The following is a 21,135-nucleotide window of genomic DNA, read 5'->3' as shown; positions in this document are numbered from 1 at the left end:
GAACGAAAGATAACTTACTGTGGACAAAATGAAAAGAATGCGGTACAATAAAGCCACTTGAAATAAGGAGAAGGACAAGGAGGAAACAAAAACAATGGAAGCATATCAGAATGCGGCCCTTTCCCCGGAAGAGCGCGCAAAAGACCTGCTCGGAAAAATGACGCTGCAGGAAAAAGTAGGACAGTTAAATCAGCGTCTGTACGGATTCCGGATTTACGAGAGACAGGGTGAGGAGTTTACACTGACAGAGGGATTTAAAGAGGAAGTAGAGCGCATGGGAGGGCTTGGCGTCCTGTACGGCCTGTACCGTGCCGATCCGTGGGCAGATAAAGATGAGAAGACCGGCATTGTGCTGGAACTTTCCGCAAAAGCCTATAATATAGTACAGAAATATGTGATCGATCATTCCCGCCTCGGCATCCCGATGATGATGAGCACCGAGTGCCCGCACGGCCATCAGGCGCTCGGCGGCGGTCTGCTTCCGGTCAACCTGGCAGCAGGCGCAACATTCGACCCGGAACTTCTTTCCGAAGGCTACAAGGCATGCGGAAAACAGTTAAAGAGCGGTCATGTGGATCTGGCGCTGATGTCGGCGCTCGATATGGCGCGCGACCCGAGATGGGGAAGAAGTGAGGAGTGCTACTCTGAAGACCCGTGCCTTGCCGCATCCATGGCAAAAGCGGCAGTCACCGGTATGCAGTCCACCGGTGTCGGCAGTGTGGCAAAACACTTCTGCGCACAGGGCGAGACAACCGGAGGTGTGAACGCGAGTGCTGCAAGAATCGGCGAGCGGGAGCTGCGGGAAATCCATTTTCCATCGGCAAAAGCGTGCTGTGAAGCAGGCGTGGAAGGCATCATGGCGGCATACAACGAGATCGACGGCGTGTACTGCCACAGAAACGCATGGCTGCTCCGCGATGTTCTGCGCGGTGAAATGGGCTTTGACGGCATTGTGATGGCAGATGGTTTGGCTGTAGATTTCCTTAAGAATACCGAGGGTGATACTCTGCATGCAGGCGTTGCAGCGAGAAAAGCCGGTGTGGATGTGAGCCTCTGGGATGAAGCGTTCAGCCGTCTCGGCGAGGCCGTAGAGCAGGGACTTCTCGATGAGAGCGAGATCGACGAGTCTGTTCTCAAAGTTCTGAAGCTGAAATTTGAAAAGGGTCTGTTTGAACATCCTTATATGGAAGAAAACATGCTTTCCCCGGAAGAAGCCGGCATCCCGGAGGTATCTCTTGCACTGGCGCGGGAGTCTGCTGTGCTTCTGAAAAATGAAAAGACGGTGCTTCCGCTTGCAAAGAAATATAAAAAAGTAGCAGTGATCGGCTACCATGCGGCAGACCGTTACTGTATGCTCGGCGATTATACTCCGCCGGTGCCGGAAAGCGAGTGCGTCACGGTTCTGCAGGGCATGAAGCAGGAAGCACCGGATGGCGTGAAAGTCTCTTATGCGATGGGGTCCGGTTTTTCCGAGGCGGATGAGCATGAAAAAGCAAAAGCGATGGCACTTGCAGAAGAAAGCGATGTGATCGTGGCCGTTGTCGGCGGTTCCTCCTCACGGTTTGGAGGAGCTGTGTTCGATGCAAACGGAGCAGCCTCGAAGGGAACGGGCAGCCGTTCGATGGACTGCGGCGAGGGAATGGACACCGCGAAGGTTCACATTCCGGCCGCGCAGGAAGAACTGATTGCAGCACTTGCCCGCCTTGGCAAACCACTGGTAACGGTTGTAATTGCCGGAAGAGCATACTGTATCGAGAAGATCGAAAATGCTTCCGATGCCGTTTTATATGCATTCTACCCGGGACCGATGGGAGGCAGGGCAGTTGCTGAGCTTCTCTATGGAAGCAGCAATCCGTCCGGCCGTCTTCCGGTTTCTATGCCACGCCACGTGGGACAGATCCCGGTATGCTACAATTATCGGACTTCCGTTGCCCCGGCGTACTGTGATATGACAAGCCAGCCGCTGCATACCTTCGGAGAAGGAAGATCCTACACAACGTTTACCGGCAGTGATGTTTCCGTAACAAAAGAAGAAAATGGTATTTCTGTTTCCTTTACCGTGGAAAATACCGGAAATATGGCCGGAACTTCCGTTCCGTGCCTGTATGTGCGGAAACGTTCCGGCGGCGTTGTGGCAAGAATCAAAGAGCTGAAAGCCTTTACGAGAATTGCACTTGCACCGGGAGAGAAAAAAGAAGCTGTGTTCCATCTTACAAAAGAGGAGCTGAATTTTGTCCAGATTCCGGGAAAACCAGAGGTCATCTGCCATGAGTACGAGCTGATGCTTGAAGATGGAGCAGAGAAATGGTGGACTGGAAACGTGACGGAAATGTAAGAACGGACGAAAAAACATAAAAATATAATAAAAATGAACAAAGAAGGAAACTATATTACAAAATAAAGAAACATAGCTTCCTTCTTTTTGTTTGCAAAAAATGGATAAAAATATAAATGGATCGTATGCTCCGATGCCGTGAAACGAAAAACAAAGGGAAAAACAGGAGAATTTATGGGAAAAGTGCTTAAAAAGTATCGGTTTAAATTGCGTAAAAGTAACAAAATAATATTTGTGTTCAAAAATTAATTGACAAATAAGGAAACAAAATGTAAAATAAATTCATCAAAACAGTGTTGGATAAATCTTAAATAACAGATTTGATTGTGGCAGTTGTACAAAAAAGAAGCAGCATGCGAGGATGATGCGAAAGCAAAATGTTCAAAATGTTCACGACAAGGGATGCTCCAATCAAGGAAAACACGAAACCTTTAAAAGGGAGGACAAGAGAGAAATGAAAGAGAAACCAACAAAAGCAAAGAAAAAAGGCCGCACCATCCGCGCCTTTAAGAGAGACATCTCGCTTTGGCTTTTCTGTGTTCCGGGCGTAATCCTGACATTCATCTTCAGCTACATTCCGATGTATGGTGTACAGATCGCGTTCCGCCGCTTTAATGCGACAGCCGGAATCACAAAGAGCCCGTGGGTAGGCATGTACTACTTTGAGAGATTCTTCAACTCTCCATACTTTGCTTCCACCATCAAGAACACATTGATCCTGAGTCTGTACGGACTGGTTGTATCATTCCCGATTCCGATCATCCTGGCACTGATGCTGAACTCCTTCCGCCATAAGAGATACCGGAAAGTGATCCAGACCGTCACCTACGCGCCGAACTTCATTTCTACCGTAGTTATGTGTGGTATGATCATTCTGTTCCTGTCTCCGTCCGTCGGTGTTATCAACCACGTACTGGAAGCAATCGGAATTCCGGCGGTCAACTTCATGGCGAAAAAAGCCTACTGGAGACACATTTATGTGTGGACCGGCGTATGGCAGAGTACAGGATGGAGCTCTGTTATTTACTTCGCAGCACTCGCCGGCATCAGCCCGGAGCTGCATGAGGCGGCAAAGGTAGACGGCGCAACGAAATTACAGCTGATCCGTCACATCGACCTTCCGCTGATCATGCCGACCGCGACCATTCTTCTGATTATGAACTGCGGAAGCATTCTTTCCGTCGGCTTCGAAAAAGCCTTCCTTCTGCAGAACAACCTGAATGCCAGTGTATCCGAGATCATTTCCACCTACGTCTATAAGGTCGGTCTGATCAACAACGATATGTCGTATTCTTCAGCAATCGGTCTGTTCAACACCATCGTAAACATGGTTATGCTGATCATTGTCAATACGATATCTGATAAACTTTCGGGCAACAGCCTGTGGTAGGAGGAAACAAAAACATGAGTAAAGAAAATACCGCAGTGACAAAAAAGAAAATAAAACGCTGCAAAGAGGACGTCGTTTTTGACGCAGCCTGCTTCATTATCCTGACGCTGGTTCTGTTTGTTGTGGCATATCCGCTGTACTGGGTTATCATTTCATCCATCAGTGCGCCAAGCGCCGTATCGAGTGGTAAAGTACTGCTTCACCCGATCGGATTTACCCTGAAGGGCTACGCAGAAGTATTTAAAAACGACCAGGTTATGAGAGGCTTTTTAAACTCCCTGATCATCACCTTCTGCGGTGTCATGGTCAACCTGATCGTAACGCTTCCGACATCATATGCACTTTCCAGAAGCAATTTCTCCGGAAAGAAACCGATCACCATTTTTTACCTGATCACCATGTTCTTCGGCGGCGGTCTGATCCCTACCTATCTGGTTATTCAGAGACTGCAGATGCTGAACACGATCTGGGCACTGATTCTTCCGGGATGCTTAAGCGTATACAACATGATCGTGGCAAGAACCTTCTTCAAGTCGAACATTTCGGAAGAGCTGTATGAGGCAGCTGAAATTGACGGCTGCACCCAGGCGAGATTCTTTTTCCAGATTGCACTTCCGCTTTCCAAAGCGATCATCGCAATTCTGGTTCTGTACTATGGTGTCGGTCACTGGAACTCATACTTCTCAGCACTCGTTTATATTTCGGACAAAGCAAAGTATCCGTTGCAGCTGGTTCTGCGTAACATCCTGATCACGAACCAGACCGCGCTGTCCCAGACAGCAACAACTGCGGCAGCAAGAGCAGCACTGCAGGAAAAACAGCAGCTGATCGACGTTATGAAATACTCGCTGATCATCATCAGCAGTATCCCGGTTCTGGTTATGTACCCACTGGTGCAGAAGCACTTTGTAAAGGGTGTTATGATCGGATCCATGAAGGGTTGATTTACAAGAAGAAGTTTTTTTAACGATTTATCTGCCGCACGGGAAACGGCGGTATGTAAATAAAGAGTCCGGACAACGGACAGGCAAAAGCGCTTCCGGCGGGAAAATGCCGCCGGAACAACACAGGAGGGAAAAATCATGAAAAGAAAAGCAGTCGCAGCAGTTTTAACTGCAGTAATGGTGGCATCTATGTTTACCGGATGTGGAAGTGATAATGGAAGCAGCTCGGCAAAGAGTGCTTCTGCAGCATCCGCAGCATCCGCAGCAAACGACACCGTGGATGAGGACGGAAAAGTAAACGGCATTATGTATCAGGAAGGTCTTCCGCTGGTAGACGAGGGAGATTACACCTTCTCCATCTTCTGCGATGATTCCAGCGAATCCGGCGAGTTTATCATGCTCGATGAGTTCAAAAAACAGACCAATGTAGACGTTGACCTGAAAATTTATCCATACGAAACAGCAACGGAGAGACTGAATCTGGATCTGAACTCCGGAGATTACGCGGATGTGATCGGCGGATGGACCTTAAGCGATAATGCAATCCTCACCTATGGTGTAAACCAGGGCGTATTCATTCCGCTGGAAGATTATTTTGAGAAATATTGCCCGAACATTTCTGCGATCCTGGATCTGCCGGGTGTAAGAGAAAAAATGACAGCACCGGACGGACACATCTACACAATTCCGTACGTATGTACCGATACAACCGTTGGATACAGCCCATACATCAATACGAAATGGCTGGAGAATGTTGGCATGAGCATGCCGACCACTACAGACGAGTTTGAGGCAGTCTTGAAAGCCTTCAAAGAGCAGGATGCAAACGGCAACGGTGACGCTTCCGATGAAATCCCGTTCTCTACCGACCCGAACAACAAACATATCGAGGCTATGGCCGGTTACTTCGGACTTCCGATGAACAAACTTGGTATTGCAATCCAGAATGAAAAGGTTGTTTACGGCGGTGTCAGCGATACATACCGTGAGTTCCTTTCCTGGTTCCACAAACTGTATGCAGAAGGACTCGTAGACGTAGAGCTTTACACACAGGACAGCTCCACATGGGAAGGTAAAGGAAATCAGGACCTGTACGGCGTTTCCATCGCATACGGAAGCAACGAGTTTACCGGAATCCCGGCTGCAGAGGAAAGAGGCGATTTCGACTCCATGCCTGTTCTGAACACAGACAAAGACGGAATCTGGCTGCGCGATACGGAAGGCTTCAGCGTATACAGAACCCAGGCTGTCATCACAAACAAGGCAGAGCATCCGGAAATCATCTGCCGCTGGTTTGACAATGCATTCGCACTGGAGAACGGCATCGGCTGCAACAGAGGACCGGTTGGTGTGATTGTAAACAAAGAGGATGACGGATACCATGCGATTGACACCACCACACTGTCTGAGGAAGATCAGGAAAAATATTCCTGGGGCAATCTGTGGCCGCAGTCTCTGCCGAAATATCTGCCGGTAGACTTCGAGTTTGTAGAAGAGCATCCGATGTATGATGAGAAAAAAGCAACAGAGGAAGCTTATGAGGCAAATCTGACCAAAGAAATTATTCCGTCCTACTGGATTGACTTGGATAAAATTGATACCTTCTCTGATACGAACACAGCAATCAAAGATTTCTTTGAGCAGCAGCAGGCGCAGTTCGTATGCGGCGAGCTTGACATTGACAACGATGCTGACTGGCAGGCTTATGTAGACGGTATGTACTCTCTGGGACTTGAGGACTGGGTAGCAACTCAGGGTATCGAGGAAATCGCGAAATAAACAGGAAAAGGTAACGATATTTCCTGTGGCGTGAAAAAAGGCATATTACAGTGTAAAACGGTAATATGCCTTTCTTTTTGGGCAAGAACTGATATAATGGGAAGAAACAATAAAGGGGTAATTAGATCGGATAAAAAAGCTATGCCCGGAGTCTTTTAATCCGGGAGTACAAAAAAAGGAGGAGCTGGAAGAGATGATGCAGGACTGGTTTCGGAACGCGAAGCTGGGCATTTTTATCCATTATGGGATTTATGCGGTGGGTGATGTGTCAGAGTCATGGTCGTTCCACAACGGAAATATTTCTTATGAAGATTACATGAAACAGTGTGAAGGCTTTACAGCATCGAAGTTTGATGCGAAAAAATGGGCGGAGCTGTTTCAAAAAGCAGGTGCGCAGTACGTGGTTATGACAGCGAAGCACCATGACGGCGTGGCACTGTTTGATACCGGATACAGTGATTTAAGTGTTGTGAAGAAAACACCGGCAGCGCGCGACCTTGTAAAAGAGTATACAGCTGCCATGCGTGAGGCAGGTCTGAAGGTCGGCCTTTATTATTCGCTGATCGACTGGTCGGATCCGCGGTACCGCACGGTTTACCCGGAAGGAATGAAAAAAGAAGACTGTCTGAACGATATCTATGGTTCCCCGGCCGGAAAAGAGGAGGAGCCGGAGAAATGGCAGGAGTTTCTGGAATTCAACAATCATCAGTTAAAAGAACTGATGTCAAATTACGGAACGGTGGATCTTTTATGGTTTGATGGTGACTGGGAACGGAGCGCGGCACAGTGGAAGATGCCGGAATTCAGGGAATATCTGCATACCCTGAATCCGAACGTTGTATTGAATTCGAGAATGCAGGGCTATGGAGATTATGAGACACCGGAGCAGGGAATTCCGCTGTACGGACCGAAAGGCGAGTGGGAATTCTGTACGACAATCAACGATTCCTGGGGATATCGTCCATCGGACAATGATTACAAGAGCAGCGGTCAGATTGTGCGCATGTTCTGCGACTGTATCACCCTTGGAGGAAGAATGCTGCTGGATATCGGACCGAAGGAGGACGGAACGCTGGATGAACGCCAGGAGAAAGTTCTTCTGGATCTGGGCGGATGGATTCATGACCATAAGGAAGCGGTATTTGGAACAGAAAAAGGACTGGATTACAATCATTTTCTCGGCGGAAGCACGATTTCGGCGGATCAGAAGACGATGTATCTTTTTGTCTATGATAAGCCGCAGGAGACGCTGTGCGTGAAAGGCATTAAAACGCCGGTAAAAAGGGTGACGGTTCTGCATACGGGAGAAGAACTTCGGTTCTCCTATACGGGTTCCCTTCCATGGAGCGGTATTCCGGGAACACTCTGGATCTGGGCCGGCGAGATGAGTATTCATCCGTTTGCAACGGTTGTGAAGGTAGAGCTTGAGGATGAGATCACCTACAATCTGGGACACGGGGAAGTCGTAACCTTTAATGAGTAAAACGATTCGGACAGAGGAGCTTATGAGATGAAGAGAATAATTGGCTATGTAAATACGGCGGATTTAAATCATATGCGAGAAGAGGATGTGCGGGCACTTACCGTGATCAATATTGCATTTGGTCTGATCCGGGACGGAGAAGTTGTATGGGATGCAAAGGATGCACGGGATGGAATAGTATCCATTCGGAAAAGCAACCCGGAGCTGAAGATTGTATTGTCCGTAGGAGGCTGGGGAGCAGACGGCTTTTCCCAGGCTGCAAGAACAAAAGAGGGAAGAGAGCGGTTTGCTGCGAGTGCACTTGTAATTGTGAAGGAGTATGGTCTGGACGGTATTGACATTGACTGGGAGTATCCGGGCACATCGCTGGCAGGAATTGCGTCGGACAGATCGGATAAAGAGAATTATACGCTGCTTCTGGCGGAGCTTCGGAAGACACTGGACGCGTACAGAGAAGGCATGCTTGTAACGACAGCAGTCGGCGGAGATGTTTACTTTGCACTGCAGACAGATATGAAGGAGGCCTCCCGGTATCTGGATTATGTGCAGCTGATGACGTATGATCTGCAGGGCGGTTTCCAGAAGGTGACGGGACATCATGCGGCACTGTATCACAGTGAGGGAAACCTGTTTGACGCATGTGTGGAGAAGGCAGTGAACGGCTTTGCAAATGCGGGTGTTCCAATGGAAAAGCTGATCCTTGGCGTACCGTTTTATTCCAGAAAATGGGATGGAGTAAAAGGCGCCGGATGCCGCAACGGGCTTGGAATGGAAGCAGAGACGGTCGGAGGATATGGCGGTGACTACGGCGAGCTCAAAGAGAGCTGGATCGGAAAGAGGGGATTTATCCGGTATTGGGATGAGCAGGCGAAGGTTCCGTATCTGTTTGACGGGGAGACATTTATCAGCTATGAGGACTGCGAGTCACTGGGTGTGAAAATTGCGTACCTGAAAGAAAAGGGTATGGGAGGCATTATGTTCTGGGAGTATAAATGCGATCCCAGCGGAGAATTACTTTCATTTATAAAGAAAAATATGTAGCGTAGTGACCCACAGCCGGTATGTGAAAAGGCTCCTCGCTCCGGTGTTCCTGAAAAATCGCAAGGAATCCTTTTTCGCATGGCGTCTGCCGCCGGTGGGCGGATGTACGTTGTGGAGACGGATAGGAAAAAAGAGAAAGGGATAGATAGAATCATGATCTCAGAAAATTTGAAAAAATATGCAACGGAAAAATTTGAGGGACGGAGAGAGCTTCTGGCTCCGGTGATGCCTGTTATCGAAGAAAAATTGAAACAGTGCAGTGAAGAAGAGGCTGTGCTGATGAAGTTTCTGTATGGCACGATGCCGGTAAGGGATGCGGGAGAATATGGATTTGATCTTTTTCTTTCGTACGTGAAGCATGCGCTGATGCTGCGGGAGAAGGTGGCATGGTGTAAGGAGCTGCCGGAGGATGTGTTTGTAAATTATGTGCTGTATGACCGGATCAATTCCGAGGATATTACGGACTGCAGACCGTTTTTTTACGAGCAGATTATGGGGCGTGTAGCCGGAATGAGTCTTTGGGAGGCAATTCTGGAGATTAATTACTGGTGTGCGGAGCATGCAACGTATGAGGCGACGGACAGCAGAACGGCATCTCCGATGACGATGTATCGGAGCGGAAAGGGACGCTGCGGCGAGGAGTCAACGTTTGCAGTTACGGCGTATCGGAGTGTCGGTATTGCGGCGCGGCAGGTCTATACACCAAGATGGGCGCACTGTGATGACAATCATGCATGGGTTGAGGTGTTTGTGGACGGCGAGTGGCATTTCCTTGGCGCCTGTGAGCCGGAAGAAGTGCTGGATACCGGCTGGTTCTCGGGTCCGGCGAATCGGGCAATTCTGATTCATACGCGGAACTTCTCGGATTATGTGAAGGAAAGTAACGAGGAGTATCTTGGAAAAGAAGGAGCGCTGTACTACTTTAACCATACAGATTTTTATGGCAGAACGAAGCTGGTGAAGATTCTTGTGAAGGATGAGAATGGAAAACCGGCTGCAGGAGCGCATATTGCGGTTGAAATCCTGAATATGGCAGAGTTTTTCCCGGCTGCAGTGATGATTGCGGATGCGGACGGAGAAGTTCAGATGACACTTGGCCTTGGCGATATCCGGGTACGGGCATTTGACGGAATACGCCGGGCAGAGGCAATGATGCGGATTGAGGAGGAGGATTCGCTGGAACTGGTGCTTCGTGAAGAGGCGGTTCCGGAAGCGGATGACAGGTGGCAGACGCTGGAAATCCGGGCACCGAAGGAGGTGCCGGTACGGAATGTCGTTGCCACAAAGGAGCAGAAGGAGCGCAATGCGGCACGGATGGCAGAGGCGGAACGGCTTCGGAAGGCACGGTTTGCAGCATGCTTTGATGAGAAAAAGGCTGCTGCGTATCCGGAAGCGGAAGAGATTTTCCACCGGGCAGGAGAGAATTTTGAGGAGGTTTATACATTCCTTTCCAAAGATGAAAATCCGAACCGGAAGAAGCTGCTGTTTTCGCTGGCTTTAAAGGATGCGAAGGACTTGAAGGCATCCGTTTTAGAGGATCATCTCGACTGCGAGCAGGGGGATCTGCCGGAGGAGATTTTCAGGAAGGATCTTCTTTGCCCGCGTATTTTCCTCGAGGAGCTGACGCCATATCGGAGCGTGATCCGCGGATTTTTTGAGGAAGAGACAAAACACAGCTTTGCGGAGCAGCCGGAACGGATTCTGGATTATCTTAAGAAGAATATTACCTTCCATGCAGAAGAAGAGTATGACACGATCATGGCAACACCGGTCGGCGTCCTTACGATGAAACAGGGAAGTCCTCTGGCGCAGAAGATTCTGTTTGTGGCAATCTGCCGGAGTCTCAATGTAGCGGCAAGACTGAATCCGGTGACACTGGAGCCGGAGTATTACCGTGATGGGGAATTCCACAGTGTGGAAACAGAAGCAGCTGTTTTGAAGGAGGAAACGGAAAGTGCGGTTCTGACACTGCGTGCGGAGGATGGAAGCGCATGGAAATACTATCAGACGTGGACTATCGGAAAGTGGAATGGAACGGTGTTTGAGACGCTGAATTACGAAGAAACCGCATTCAATGGCAAAACACTGGCTCTGACCCTGGAGCCGGGCTGCTATCGTCTGATTACAAGTATGCGTATGCCGAACGGTGACCAGCATGCCGCATACCGCGTGTTTGAACTGAAGGCGGGAGAAGCAAAAGAGATTTATCTGGAAACCGTGAAAAAAGAGCTGGATGAGCTGTTAGAGCACATCGAACTGCCGGAGATCACGCTGGAGGATCTGGATGGAAAGGCGCATACCCTGAACGATCTCACCAAAGACGGCCCGATCCTTCTGGCCTTCCTCGGAACCGGAGAGGAGCCGACCGAGCATGTTCTGAATGAGCTGATCGAAATCGCAGAGAAGTGGAACGCAAAAGACGCTGCCATGGCAGCCGTGCTCCGCACGAAAGCCGACCTGGAAAACACGACTTTCCAGAAAGCCCGCGCAGCAATCCACAACATGTCCCTCTACCTCGACCCATCCGACGACGCCCCGGCGATCGCCGAAAAAATGGGAATCGACGCAGAAAAACTCCCACTGCTGATACTCGCATTGCCGGGAAACATCGGCGGACGCGCTTATGCCGGATATAACGTCGGCAGCGTCGGACTGATGCTGCGGCTGATGGAAGAGGCGGCGAAAGCGTAAGTTAATACTAAAAAAACAGGCTGACGCATGAATGCGGCAGCCTGTTTTTTAAAGAACGCCCAGTTTTTTCAACTGTGCCACGCCATCTTCATATCCCGTAAAATGAATTCCATGAATCCCTGCCTGCTCTGCGGCCTCGACGTTTGCTTTGGTGTCGTCGAGGAATACGCAGCGGTCCGGGGTGAGGGAGAATTTCTGGATCAGGTGCTGGTAGATCTCCGGTTCCGGTTTTGTTAAATGGCAGGTGTAGGAGAAGAGGGTTCCGTCCATGTAGGGGAGGAAGGGCATTTTCTCTTTGGTGCGCTCGAAGAGGTCTCCGGAGTAGTTGGAGAGGATGTAGAGGCGGTAGCCTTTTTCTTTTAAGGAGCGTACCCAGCTTTCTGCATACGGCAGCGGGGTGATGGTTTCCTCGCAGTGGGCGAAAACCTCTTTGATTTCTTCGGTGTATTCCGGGGCGAGGGAGCAGAATCCTTTTACAATCTCCTCCGGTGTGAGAATTCCGCGGTCGAACTGGCGCCAGTAAGGGCTTTCGAAGGTTGCGGCGGTGATTGCTTTCGTCTTTTCCGGACCGAAAGCAAAGCGTTTCAGATAGGACTCGTAGTCCCAGTTGACGAGTACGCGGCCTACATCAAAAATAATGGTATCAATCATGACTGTTTTTCTCCTTTGTCTGATTTGTCGTTCTCATCGCGGTGCGACAGAACCTTGGCAACCAGCATCATGGCATAGATGAGCACTGGTACGGTAATCGCACAGTAGAGGCAGACCGTCAGCGCCTTGTGTGCAAACGGCGTGTCGATAAACGCAAAAATCATGGCACCAAGCCCGAATCCGATCAGGACCGCGATGGCGAGAAGGGCGCCGATCTGTTTGAGTCGTTTCATAGATGGGATTCTCCAATCAAAAAATAAATACATGGTATAGTGTAGCACAGCTTCCTTGAAACATCCATGAAAAATTGAAAAACTGTCTGCAGGAAAAAACAGAGCGTGTTTGAAAAATGCGACACTGCAAAATTTAAGGATTCTTTAGAAAAAATTAATGGCGCTTTCGATTGCTTTTTTCCCTCAAAAGGGATAGAGTATTGGCATATACTTTGAAAAAGGAGAAACGAGAACAAAATGGATAAACTGAAAGAAAAACTTTCCCGCCTGATGTACGGCCGCTACGGCATCGATCAGCTGGGCAATTTTATGATGTGGGCGGCAGTTGCCATGATGATTTTCGGAGCGGTTGTACGGAGCTCCCTTATCTACACCCTGGCACTCGTCCTGATCGTCTGGGCGGATGTGCGCATCATGTCCAAGAACCATTCCAAACGGTATGCGGAAAACCAGAAATTCTTGGAACTGAAAAACCGCGTCGTCGGATTCTTCCGAGGCGGAACCCGTGCATTCAAGGATAAAGAGCACTGCTACTTCCGCTGCCCGTCCTGCCATCAGCAGGTGCGTGTACCGAAAGGAAAAGGCCATATCGAGATCCGCTGCCCGAAATGCGGAACAAAATTCATCAAAAACACCTGATAAAAAGGAGTAGTGCGATTCATGTTTGGTTATGTGACCATCCGAAAGGATGACCTGAAAGTCAAAGATTACAACAAATATCAGGCATACTACTGCGGTCTGTGTCAGGATATCAAAGAGGCGTATGGAAAAAAGGGTCAGGCGATGCTGACGTTTGATATGACATTTCTTTCCATCCTGCTGACCGGGCTTTATGAGTGTGAGACAAAAGAAGAGGAGCATTACTGCTTTCTTCATCCCGGCAAAAAACATAAATGCCTGCGGAACAAATACACAAAATACTGCGCAGACATGAACGTGCTGCTCGCCTATTACAATCTGCTGGATGACTGGGAGGACGAGAAAAACTACGCGGCGTTTACAGCGGCAAAGGCTTTGAAAAAATCTGTGACACGCATCGAGGCATCGTATCCGCGCCAGACGAAAGCAGTGCAGGATTACCTCGAAAAGCTGCATGCATGCGAGAAGGAAAACAATCCAGACCTCGATCTTGCGGCGGGCTATACCGGAGAGGTGATGGCGGAGATCTATATTCCGGAGGAGGACATCTGGAGCGATGATCTGCGCCAGGTCGGCTTTTACATCGGAAAATTCATTTACCTGATGGATGCGCTTGATGACGTGGAAAAAGATAAAAAGAGCGGAAACTACAACCCGTTTCTGTCCATCGCAGATCAGCCGGACTTCGAGGAAACCGCAGAAAAAATCCTGCTGATGATGACGGCGGAAGCGTCGCGTGCATTTGAAAAACTTCCGATCCTGGAAAATGTAGACATTCTGCGAAATATATTGTATGCTGGTATCTGGGAAAAATACGAAATGCGAAAAAGCGCAAAAGAGCGCCAAAAAGAGGAGAAATAAAGACTGATGACAGATCCATATGAGGTGCTGGGCGTGTCCCGCGGGGCTTCGGACGATGAAATCAAAAAAGCATACCGAAAACTCAGCCGGACGTATCACCCGGATGCCAATATCAATAATCCGAATAAAGCAGAAGCAGAAGAAAAATTCAAACAGGTGCAGCAGGCGTACAAACAGATCATGGATGAACGCGAGCACGGCACCACGTACCAGAGCGGAGGTTCGTCGTATGGCGGAGATGCTTACGGCGGCTATGGCCCGTTCGGCGGCTTCGACCCATTCGGCGGCGCGTACGGAAACGGCGGCTCCGCACGGAATGATTATGGAAATTCCGAGCAGGAAATGCGGCTGCAGGCGGCAGCCAACTACATCAACAGCGGCCACTTCCGCGAGGCGATGAACGTGCTGAACGACATTTCCGACCGCAGCGGAAAATGGTATTTCCTGCATGCGATCGCAAATTCGCGCCTCGGCAACAACATCAATGCCGTGCAGGATGCCGAGATGGCAGTCAAATTAGAACCGCAGAATCTGCAGTACCAGCAGCTTTTAAGCCAACTCCGGGGTGGGGGTCAGTGGTATTCCGACATGGGAAGCGGCTACGGCTACGAGAGAAGTGCAGGTGATCTCGGAAAATGGTGCTGTGAATGTATGGCAATCAATGCCATCTGCAATTGCTGTTGCTGCGGCGGAAGAGGATTTTTCTGCTGTTGATCAAAAAATAATTACAAGAAATGTATAAAAGTGAACATTCAGGGGAGAATAACAGTGTCATCGAAATTCCCCTGTTCGATGATACAAAAGAAAAATAAGGAAATACTTATCCTCCCCTTAAAAGCCCCGCTGCAACCAAAAAAACGGTTCGCTGTGGGGCTTTTTTCTAACAGCCGAAAGTCCTTGTTTTTCCCATCAAAACAGATTATAATGAAAGAGATCGCAATTATGACCGGAGCAAAAAAATACGAACGGATCATAGAAAGAAAACAGAAAGAGAGAAAAGCTATAGAACGAAAAACAGCATGGAATGAGTACAAGAAAAAAGATATGAAAAAGCTGGAAAAATTAAACGCCGGCTACCGCGCATTCCTGGATCACGGAAAAACGGAGCGTGAGTGTGTAAAGGAAAGTGTACGTCAGGCAGAAGAGGCCGGATACGTAAGCCTCGACACCTATGTAAAAGAAAATCGTGCGTTAAAACCGGGTGACAAGGTTTATGCTGTATGCATGAAGAAGGCCATTGCCCTGTTCCAGATCGGAACCAAGCCTCTGACAGAGGGTATGAATATTCTCGGTGCGCACATCGATTCTCCGCGTCTTGACGTAAAACAGAATCCACTGTATGAGGACAACGGATTTACATATCTTGATACCCATTATTACGGTGGTATCAAAAAATGGCAGTGGGTAACGCTTCCGCTTGCAATCCACGGTGTTGTAGCCAAGAAGGATGGCGAAGTAGTGGATGTAGTCATCGGCGAGGATGATAACGATCCGGTATTCTGTGTGACAGATCTTCTGATTCACCTTTCCAGAGAGCAGCAGACCAAACCGGCAAGTACGGTAGTAGAGGGCGAGAACCTCGATCTTCTGATCGGAAGCCAGCCGCTGGAAGGAACAGAGAAAGATGCAGTGAAAGCCATGACCTTAAAGCTCTTAAACGACAAGTATGGCATCGAAGAAGAGGATTTCCTCTCCGCAGAGCTTGAAATTGTACCGGCAGGAAAAGCGCGTGAGCTTGGTATGGATGCCAGCATGATTCTTGCATACGGCCAGGATGACCGTGTATGCGCATACACTTCTCTTGTCGCAATGCTCGAGGTGGAAGCACCGGAGAAGACATCCTGCTGCCTGCTCGTAGACAAAGAGGAGATCGGAAGCGTCGGAGCAACCGGCATGCAGTCTCATTTCTTCGAAAACACCATGGCAGAGCTGCTTGCACTTGCAGGTGAGGGAACGGAGCTTGCACTTCGGAGATGTCTGGCTTCTTCCAGAATGCTTTCTTCCGATGTAAGTGCAGCGTTTGATCCGTTGTATGCAGCAGCATTTGAGAAGAAAAACGCTGCATTTTTCGGAAAAGGTATCGTAATTAACAAATTTACAGGAGCAGGCGGAAAGAGCGGCTCAAACGATGCCAATGCAGAGTACGTCGGAGCTCTTCGCGCTATCTTTGATGATGCAAAAGTAAATTGGCAGACAGCAGAACTTGGTAAAGTTGATGTCGGAGGCGGCGGAACCATCGCCTACATCATGTCTCTGTACGGTATGGAAGTGATTGACTCCGGTGTACCGGTTCTCAGCATGCATGCTCCATGGGAAGTAACCAGCAAAGCAGATGTTTACGAGGCCAAGAAGGCCTATGTGGCATTTTTGAAAAATGCATAAATAATATTGAGGAGGTTTGAAACGTTTGGACAGTGACATAGTCGGCAGTATTCTTTTGCAGGTCGTATTGATAGCGGTCAATGCGGTATTTGCCTGCGCGGAGATCGCTGTGGTCTCCTGCAACGACGCTAAACTGGAAAAAATGGCACAGGAGGGAAACAAAAGAGCGGCGAAGCTGTTTCATCTGACGGAACAGCCATCCCGTTTTCTTGCAACGATACAGGTGGTCATCACTCTGTCCGGTTTTCTTGGAAGTGCCTTTGCAGCAGAAAATTTTTCGGATCGAATCGTTTCCGCTCTTGTGGACGCGGGTATGAAGATTCCGGAAAAGACACTGGATGCGATTGCCGTTGTGCTGATTACGCTGCTTTTATCTTATATCACCCTGATCTTTGGCGAACTGGTGCCGAAAAGGATTGCAATGCAGAAGGCTGAGCAGATTGCGCTCGGGATTTCCGGTCTTGTAAGCGGTGCTTCGAAAGTGTTTGCACCGCTTGTGTGGCTGTTGACTGCATCGACAAACGGTATCCTGCGCCTTCTGGGGATCGATCCGGATGAGGACGACGATCAGGTGACGGAGGAAGAAATCCGAATGATGGTAGATGCCGGCAGCGAAAAAGGCGCGATCGACAATGAAGAAAAAGATATGATTCAGAACGTATTTGAGTTTGATGATCTGACCATTGATGAAATCTGCGTCCACAGAACCGATGTAGATCTTCTGTGGCTGGAAGACTCGATGGAGGAGTGGGAGCAGCTGATCCATGAAAGCCGCCATTCTTATTACCCGGTCTGTGGTGAAAATGTGGACGATATCATCGGCGTTCTGGACGCCAAGGATTATTTCCGGCTTCGCACCAAGGACCGCGATCATGTCATGAAAGAAGCAATCAAACAGCCTTATTTTGTTCCTGAAAACATCAAGGCTGCCACGCTGTTCCAGAACATGAAAAAGACCGGCAACTATTTTGCCGTGGTTCTGGATGAGTACGGCGGCATGGATGGAATTATCACCGTGCGTAACCTGATCGAGCAGCTTGTCGGGGACTTGAATGATGAGGCGGAGATCGGGCAGCCATCGGAAATTGAGCTGATTTCCACAGACACCTGGAAAATCATGGGAAGTGCCTCGTTGGATGATGTGGCGGAGGAACTGAAGATCAAACTGCCGGTCGATGAATATGAAACGTTCGGCGGCTACATTTTCGGCGAACTCGGTGCGGTTCCGGATGACGGCAGCCAGTTTGAACTCGAGACCGACGATCTCTGGATCAAGGTCATGCGGGTCAAAGAACACCGCGTGGAAAATACGGTGGTAAAGAAACTGCCTCCGAAAGAAAAAGGAGAGCAGGAGGAACGTAAGGAGAGGGAATGAAACGTGAACTGGATACAGCAGACCGGAAAATTGTGGAACTGCTGCAGGAAGATGCAAGGCTTCCGCTCAAAAGTATTGCAGACAAGGTAAGTCTCACTTCGCCGACGGTTTCGGCGAGAATCGACCGCCTGGAAAAGGACGGGGTGATCACCGGCTACCGTGCGAGTGTGAACCCGGAGGTTTTCGACTATCGGATCAAGGCATTCATCAATCTGGAGGTTGAGCCGGTGCGGAAAAAGGAATTCTATCCGTACATCACCGACTGCCCGAATGTGATCGAGTGCAACTGCGTGACCGGCGACTATTCGATGCTGATGGAGGTTGTGTTCCACACAACATCTGAGCTGGATCAGTTTATCGGCCAGCTTCAGCATTTTGGAAGAACGAAGACGCAGATCGTGTTCTCTACATCGGTGGAACACAGAGGAATTCCGCTCGGCGATACCAGAATCCCGATTCTGGAGCAGGAAGAAGAAAAAGGTTGATTTTCTGCGGACTTTCCGATATACTAAAGCGTGTTACAAAAACCGGAATCCCGCTAGGGGACGGCGCGAAAAAACGCGCTCAGAGAAACAGATAAAGGATGGATAATAACATGAGTTTATTACAGAATTGGCGTGATATCGCCTATAATCAGGAAGCAGACAAAAAACAGCTCCAGCAGTTCTGGACCAATTATTTCCTGATTGAGAAAAACATTTACGAGCAGCTTCTTTCCAACCCGGATGAAGTGGTAAAAGGAACCGTAAAAGAGCTGGCAGAGAAATACAAAGTGGACGTTATGACCATGGTTGGTTTCCTGGACGGCATCAACGACAGCCTTGTGATCCCGAACCCGATCGAGGAGATGGAAGAGGATACCGTTGTTACACTGGCTTACGATAAAGAGCTTCTGTACAAAAACATGGTAGACGCAAAAGCAGACTGGCTGTACAACCTGCCGATGTGGGATGAGATCTTCACAGAAGAGCAGAAGAAAACGCTTTACATGGAGCAGAAAAAATCCGGCACTGTAATCAAAGGCAAAAAAATCGGAAGAAACGATCCATGCCCGTGCGGAAGCGGAAAGAAATACAAATATTGCTGCGGTAAAAACGCATAAGAAAGAATTTTCGAGAAGAGACCGGGGAGCCGAAAGTTGAAAGGCTTCGCGGTCTCTTTTTCTATGAAGAGGGAGAAGCAGAATGCAGGAGACGGTAGTTTATCTGAAAAAAATTACACAGCCGGAGGGCGAAAAAAAAGAGCTGGAACGGGAACTCTCGCAGTGCGGATGGGAGCTGTTCCGGATGGGAATGCAGGAACAGTATGGGCTGGATGGAGAAAAGATAACGATCGAACGGAATGCGCACGGAAAACCGTACCTGCCGGGGCATCCGCAGATCTGTTTTAATATTTCTCATTCGGGGGAATACGCTGCCTGCGCTTTTGCTTCCATTCCGATCGGCATGGATCTGCAGCAGCACCGCCGCGCTGCCTGGGAGCGCATGGCAGAACGGTATTTTTCCGCCGAAGACCAGAAACGCCTTGCCGCAGCGGAGAATGCTGAAACGCTGTTTTTCCGGATCTGGACCGAGGAGGAGAGCTACGGCAAGTGGAGGGGAACCGGTCTTTCGGGTTCTCTTGGAACGGAAAAGAAAGAGGGCTTCTGCACGCATTTCAGTCCGGAGAAAGGATATGAAGGCGCCGTCTGGGCAGCGGAGCCCGTGAAAATCTGCATGAAAAGAATAGAACCATAAAAACCGTGCATAACCTGTCCCGCCATCTCATATATATAACGATAAGAGGTGGTGAAGATGAAAAGGACAGGAAGACAAAAGGATATTGTTACGCCAGAGAAAAAACAGGAGCAAAGGGAACTTTTGCGCCTGTTTTCTGCGAATATACGGAAAATTCTGAAAAACACAGATCTGCTGGCCGATGACCTGCAGGAAATCCGTCTGCGGACTGGCGCGCCGCTTCTGGTGGTCGCAAAGGATCAGGAGTACTTTCTGACCCCGGACGGAGCACTGACCGGGGAGTGGGAGAAAGGTTATCCCGTCTCACCGACGGATATCCGCGATACGATGGATTACATAGGAAGTTTTTCCCTCTACGCCTACGAGGATGAACTGCGGCAGGGTTTTCTGACCGTGGAGGGCGGCCACCGGATCGGCATTGCCGGAAAGACGGTAATCGAAGGGGAAAAGGTGAAAGGCATCAGCCATATATCCTGCATCAACGTGCGGGTTGCTCATGAGAAAAAGGGCTGCGCGGACCGAGTGATGCCGTACCTTTGGGAAGACGGCCGTTTCCTGCACACCCTGATTGTCTCCGCACCCGGCTGCGGCAAAACGACGATGCTGCGCGATATCATCCGCCAGATTTCGGACGGGGAGTCGCCGTATCCGGGGCTGACCGTCGGTGTGGTCGATGAACGGAGCGAGATCGCAGGCTGCTATCTCGGCGTTGCGCAGAATGATGTCGGCATCCGCACCGATGTGCTCGACTGCTGTCCGAAGGCGGAGGGCATGATGATGCTGATCCGCGCCATGTCGCCCGATGTGGTGGCAGTCGATGAGATCGGAACGGGCGAGGACATCCGTGCGATCGAGTCCGTCGTTAACTGCGGGTGCAAGCTGCTCGCGACCGTGCATGGCAATTCCATGGAGGATATGAAGCAGAAGCCTCTCCTGAACCGCCTCGTGGAATCCCACGTTTTCGAGCGGTACATCGTGCTGGATGCGAAACCCCACGCCGGAAGCGTACAGGCTATTTTTGACGGAAGAGGAACGACACTGTACCGAAGGGAGGCGTTTCTGTGATGCGGCTTGCAGTTTTACTGGCGGCTTCTCTTGCCTGCGTCGGGATCGGCTTTGCAAAGAGTGCGGCGCTGTCGGCCCATGTGAAAGATCTGGAAACACTGCAGAAAATTATCCAGTATCTGCGTGGAGAGATTGTGACGGCGGCTTCCCCGCTGCCGGATGCGTTCTGGGAGACGGGAAGGCGGATGCGGGATCCGTACCGGGATTTTTTACAGGATATTTCCGAGGATATGCGCCGCCCGGACGGAAAGACACTGCCGGCGATTCTGGAAGAGAATACGGCAGTCCACCTGGCGGACACACGCCTTACAAAAGAAGAAAAAGAAGAGCTGCAGGAGGCCGGATGCAGCCTTGGCACCGGGGACCGCGCCATGCAGAAGGCGAATCTGGACCGGTATGAGGCACGCCTTGTGCAGCGGATCGCGGAACTGCAGAAAGGATTGCCGGAAAGGAAGAGGCTCTGTCAGAGTCTTGGAATCATGGGAGGCCTTTTTTTATTTTTGATTCTGGTTTAGGGCGTGTCTGAAAAC

The 21,135-nt window shown here is 49.6% G+C and carries 19 protein-coding genes; 17 read left to right on the top strand and 2 right to left on the bottom strand.

Going from position 1 to position 21,135, the window contains the following annotated elements:
• Nucleotides 1–94: 94 nt before the first annotated feature.
• The 7 genes from DXD92_RS15655 (at nucleotide 95) to DXD92_RS15625 (ending at nucleotide 11,663) form a co-directional block, all read left to right on the top strand.
• Nucleotides 95–2,335 carry a glycoside hydrolase family 3 N-terminal domain-containing protein gene (locus tag DXD92_RS15655; protein ID WP_118640982.1) on the top strand — a complete coding sequence of 747 codons (2,241 nt, stop codon included), beginning with the start codon at nucleotides 95–97 and terminating at the stop codon, nucleotides 2,333–2,335.
• Nucleotides 2,336–2,789: 454 nt separating this feature from the next.
• On the top strand, nucleotides 2,790–3,725 hold the full coding sequence (locus DXD92_RS15650; RefSeq protein WP_022463174.1) for an ABC transporter permease: 936 nt from the start codon (nucleotides 2,790–2,792) through the stop codon (nucleotides 3,723–3,725).
• 14 nt (nucleotides 3,726–3,739) lie between these two features.
• Nucleotides 3,740–4,669, top strand: a complete 930-nt coding sequence (locus DXD92_RS15645) for a carbohydrate ABC transporter permease (RefSeq protein WP_022463175.1) — start codon at nucleotides 3,740–3,742, stop codon at nucleotides 4,667–4,669.
• Nucleotides 4,670–4,807: 138 nt separating this feature from the next.
• Nucleotides 4,808–6,448, top strand: a complete 1,641-nt coding sequence (locus DXD92_RS15640; protein ID WP_055264780.1) for an extracellular solute-binding protein — start codon at nucleotides 4,808–4,810, stop codon at nucleotides 6,446–6,448.
• Nucleotides 6,449–6,578: 130 nt separating this feature from the next.
• Nucleotides 6,579–7,931 (top strand): alpha-L-fucosidase, encoded by a 1,353-nt coding sequence (locus DXD92_RS15635; RefSeq protein ID WP_330427594.1) that lies wholly within the window; start codon nucleotides 6,579–6,581, stop codon nucleotides 7,929–7,931.
• A gap of 27 nt (nucleotides 7,932–7,958) precedes the next feature.
• Entirely contained in the window at nucleotides 7,959–8,972 is a 1,014-nt protein-coding gene (locus DXD92_RS15630; protein ID WP_117805016.1) for a glycoside hydrolase family 18 protein, read from the top strand.
• Nucleotides 8,973–9,125: 153 nt separating this feature from the next.
• Nucleotides 9,126–11,663, top strand: coding sequence for a transglutaminase domain-containing protein (locus tag DXD92_RS15625; protein WP_117814302.1), 2,538 nt, complete (start codon nucleotides 9,126–9,128; stop codon nucleotides 11,661–11,663).
• A 48-nt stretch (nucleotides 11,664–11,711) separates the two neighbouring features.
• Here the strand turns inward: DXD92_RS15625 and DXD92_RS15620 are convergent, their stop codons facing one another.
• Nucleotides 11,712–12,314 (bottom strand): HAD family hydrolase, encoded by a 603-nt coding sequence (locus DXD92_RS15620; RefSeq protein ID WP_118640978.1) that lies wholly within the window; start codon nucleotides 12,312–12,314, stop codon nucleotides 11,712–11,714.
• Nucleotides 12,311–12,547: a hypothetical protein gene (locus DXD92_RS15615; protein WP_022463181.1), complete on the bottom strand. Its 237-nt coding sequence runs from the start codon at nucleotides 12,545–12,547 to the stop codon at nucleotides 12,311–12,313. Before DXD92_RS15615 ends, DXD92_RS15620 begins: the two co-directional genes overlap by 4 nt.
• A gap of 237 nt (nucleotides 12,548–12,784) precedes the next feature.
• On the opposite strand from DXD92_RS15615, the gene DXD92_RS15610 reads away from it, so the two are divergent.
• The 10 genes from DXD92_RS15610 (at nucleotide 12,785) to DXD92_RS15565 (ending at nucleotide 21,120) form a co-directional block, all read left to right on the top strand.
• Nucleotides 12,785–13,186, top strand: coding sequence for a hypothetical protein (locus DXD92_RS15610; RefSeq protein WP_022463182.1), 402 nt, complete (start codon nucleotides 12,785–12,787; stop codon nucleotides 13,184–13,186).
• Between the two features lie 21 nt (nucleotides 13,187–13,207).
• The gene (locus tag DXD92_RS15605) at nucleotides 13,208–14,047 is read left to right on the top strand and encodes a DUF5685 family protein (protein ID WP_055228501.1); all 840 of its coding nucleotides are present in this window, start codon (nucleotides 13,208–13,210) and stop codon (nucleotides 14,045–14,047) included.
• 6 nt (nucleotides 14,048–14,053) lie between these two features.
• Nucleotides 14,054–14,761: a J domain-containing protein gene (locus tag DXD92_RS15600; protein WP_118640976.1), complete on the top strand. Its 708-nt coding sequence runs from the start codon at nucleotides 14,054–14,056 to the stop codon at nucleotides 14,759–14,761.
• 288 nt (nucleotides 14,762–15,049) lie between these two features.
• Entirely contained in the window at nucleotides 15,050–16,429 is a 1,380-nt protein-coding gene (locus tag DXD92_RS15595; RefSeq protein WP_055221450.1) for an aminopeptidase, read from the top strand.
• Between the two features lie 25 nt (nucleotides 16,430–16,454).
• Complete coding sequence (locus DXD92_RS15590; RefSeq protein WP_022463186.1) at nucleotides 16,455–17,804, top strand: hemolysin family protein; 1,350 nt, start codon at nucleotides 16,455–16,457, stop codon at nucleotides 17,802–17,804.
• A gap of 8 nt (nucleotides 17,805–17,812) precedes the next feature.
• A complete protein-coding gene (locus DXD92_RS15585) occupies nucleotides 17,813–18,289 on the top strand; it encodes an Lrp/AsnC family transcriptional regulator (RefSeq protein WP_055221452.1) in 477 nt (158 codons plus the stop codon).
• Between the two features lie 110 nt (nucleotides 18,290–18,399).
• On the top strand, nucleotides 18,400–18,906 hold the full coding sequence (locus tag DXD92_RS15580; protein WP_055221393.1) for an SEC-C metal-binding domain-containing protein: 507 nt from the start codon (nucleotides 18,400–18,402) through the stop codon (nucleotides 18,904–18,906).
• An 82-nt stretch (nucleotides 18,907–18,988) separates the two neighbouring features.
• A complete protein-coding gene (locus DXD92_RS15575; protein ID WP_022463189.1) occupies nucleotides 18,989–19,540 on the top strand; it encodes a 4'-phosphopantetheinyl transferase family protein in 552 nt (183 codons plus the stop codon).
• 57 nt (nucleotides 19,541–19,597) lie between these two features.
• Nucleotides 19,598–20,605 carry a stage III sporulation protein AA gene (gene spoIIIAA / locus DXD92_RS15570; RefSeq protein WP_055228503.1) on the top strand — a complete coding sequence of 336 codons (1,008 nt, stop codon included), beginning with the start codon at nucleotides 19,598–19,600 and terminating at the stop codon, nucleotides 20,603–20,605.
• Entirely contained in the window at nucleotides 20,605–21,120 is a 516-nt protein-coding gene (locus DXD92_RS15565; protein WP_055221399.1) for a stage III sporulation protein AB, read from the top strand. The genes spoIIIAA and DXD92_RS15565 overlap by 1 nt, the downstream gene beginning before the upstream one ends.
• Nucleotides 21,121–21,135: the final 15 nt, after the last annotated feature.

Source organism: Blautia sp. TM10-2 (assembly GCF_003480845.1).
Lineage (GTDB): Bacteria > Bacillota > Clostridia > Lachnospirales > Lachnospiraceae > Fusicatenibacter > Fusicatenibacter saccharivorans.
The sequence above is the reverse complement of the archived record's forward strand: the minus strand, read 5'-3'. Positions and strand labels throughout refer to the sequence as shown.

Excerpts from the sequence above, each read along its gene's own strand:
- DXD92_RS15605 (WP_055228501.1), top strand. The coding sequence starts at position 13,208 with ATGTTTGGTTATGTGACCATCCGAAAGGATGACCTGAAAGTCAAAGAT.
- DXD92_RS15640 (WP_055264780.1), top strand. The coding sequence starts at position 4,808 with ATGAAAAGAAAAGCAGTCGCAGCAGTTTTAACTGCAGTAATGGTGGCA.
- DXD92_RS15610 (WP_022463182.1), top strand. The coding sequence starts at position 12,785 with ATGGATAAACTGAAAGAAAAACTTTCCCGCCTGATGTACGGCCGCTAC.
- DXD92_RS15630 (WP_117805016.1), top strand. The coding sequence starts at position 7,959 with ATGAAGAGAATAATTGGCTATGTAAATACGGCGGATTTAAATCATATG.
- DXD92_RS15615 (WP_022463181.1), bottom strand. The coding sequence starts at position 12,547 with ATGAAACGACTCAAACAGATCGGCGCCCTTCTCGCCATCGCGGTCCTG.
- DXD92_RS15645 (WP_022463175.1), top strand. The coding sequence starts at position 3,740 with ATGAGTAAAGAAAATACCGCAGTGACAAAAAAGAAAATAAAACGCTGC.
- DXD92_RS15625 (WP_117814302.1), top strand. The coding sequence starts at position 9,126 with ATGATCTCAGAAAATTTGAAAAAATATGCAACGGAAAAATTTGAGGGA.
- spoIIIAA (WP_055228503.1), top strand. The coding sequence starts at position 19,598 with ATGAAAAGGACAGGAAGACAAAAGGATATTGTTACGCCAGAGAAAAAA.
- DXD92_RS15620 (WP_118640978.1), bottom strand. The coding sequence starts at position 12,314 with ATGATTGATACCATTATTTTTGATGTAGGCCGCGTACTCGTCAACTGG.
- DXD92_RS15580 (WP_055221393.1), top strand. The coding sequence starts at position 18,400 with ATGAGTTTATTACAGAATTGGCGTGATATCGCCTATAATCAGGAAGCA.
- DXD92_RS15575 (WP_022463189.1), top strand. The coding sequence starts at position 18,989 with ATGCAGGAGACGGTAGTTTATCTGAAAAAAATTACACAGCCGGAGGGC.
- DXD92_RS15600 (WP_118640976.1), top strand. The coding sequence starts at position 14,054 with ATGACAGATCCATATGAGGTGCTGGGCGTGTCCCGCGGGGCTTCGGAC.
- DXD92_RS15565 (WP_055221399.1), top strand. The coding sequence starts at position 20,605 with ATGCGGCTTGCAGTTTTACTGGCGGCTTCTCTTGCCTGCGTCGGGATC.
- DXD92_RS15650 (WP_022463174.1), top strand. The coding sequence starts at position 2,790 with ATGAAAGAGAAACCAACAAAAGCAAAGAAAAAAGGCCGCACCATCCGC.
- DXD92_RS15655 (WP_118640982.1), top strand. The coding sequence starts at position 95 with ATGGAAGCATATCAGAATGCGGCCCTTTCCCCGGAAGAGCGCGCAAAA.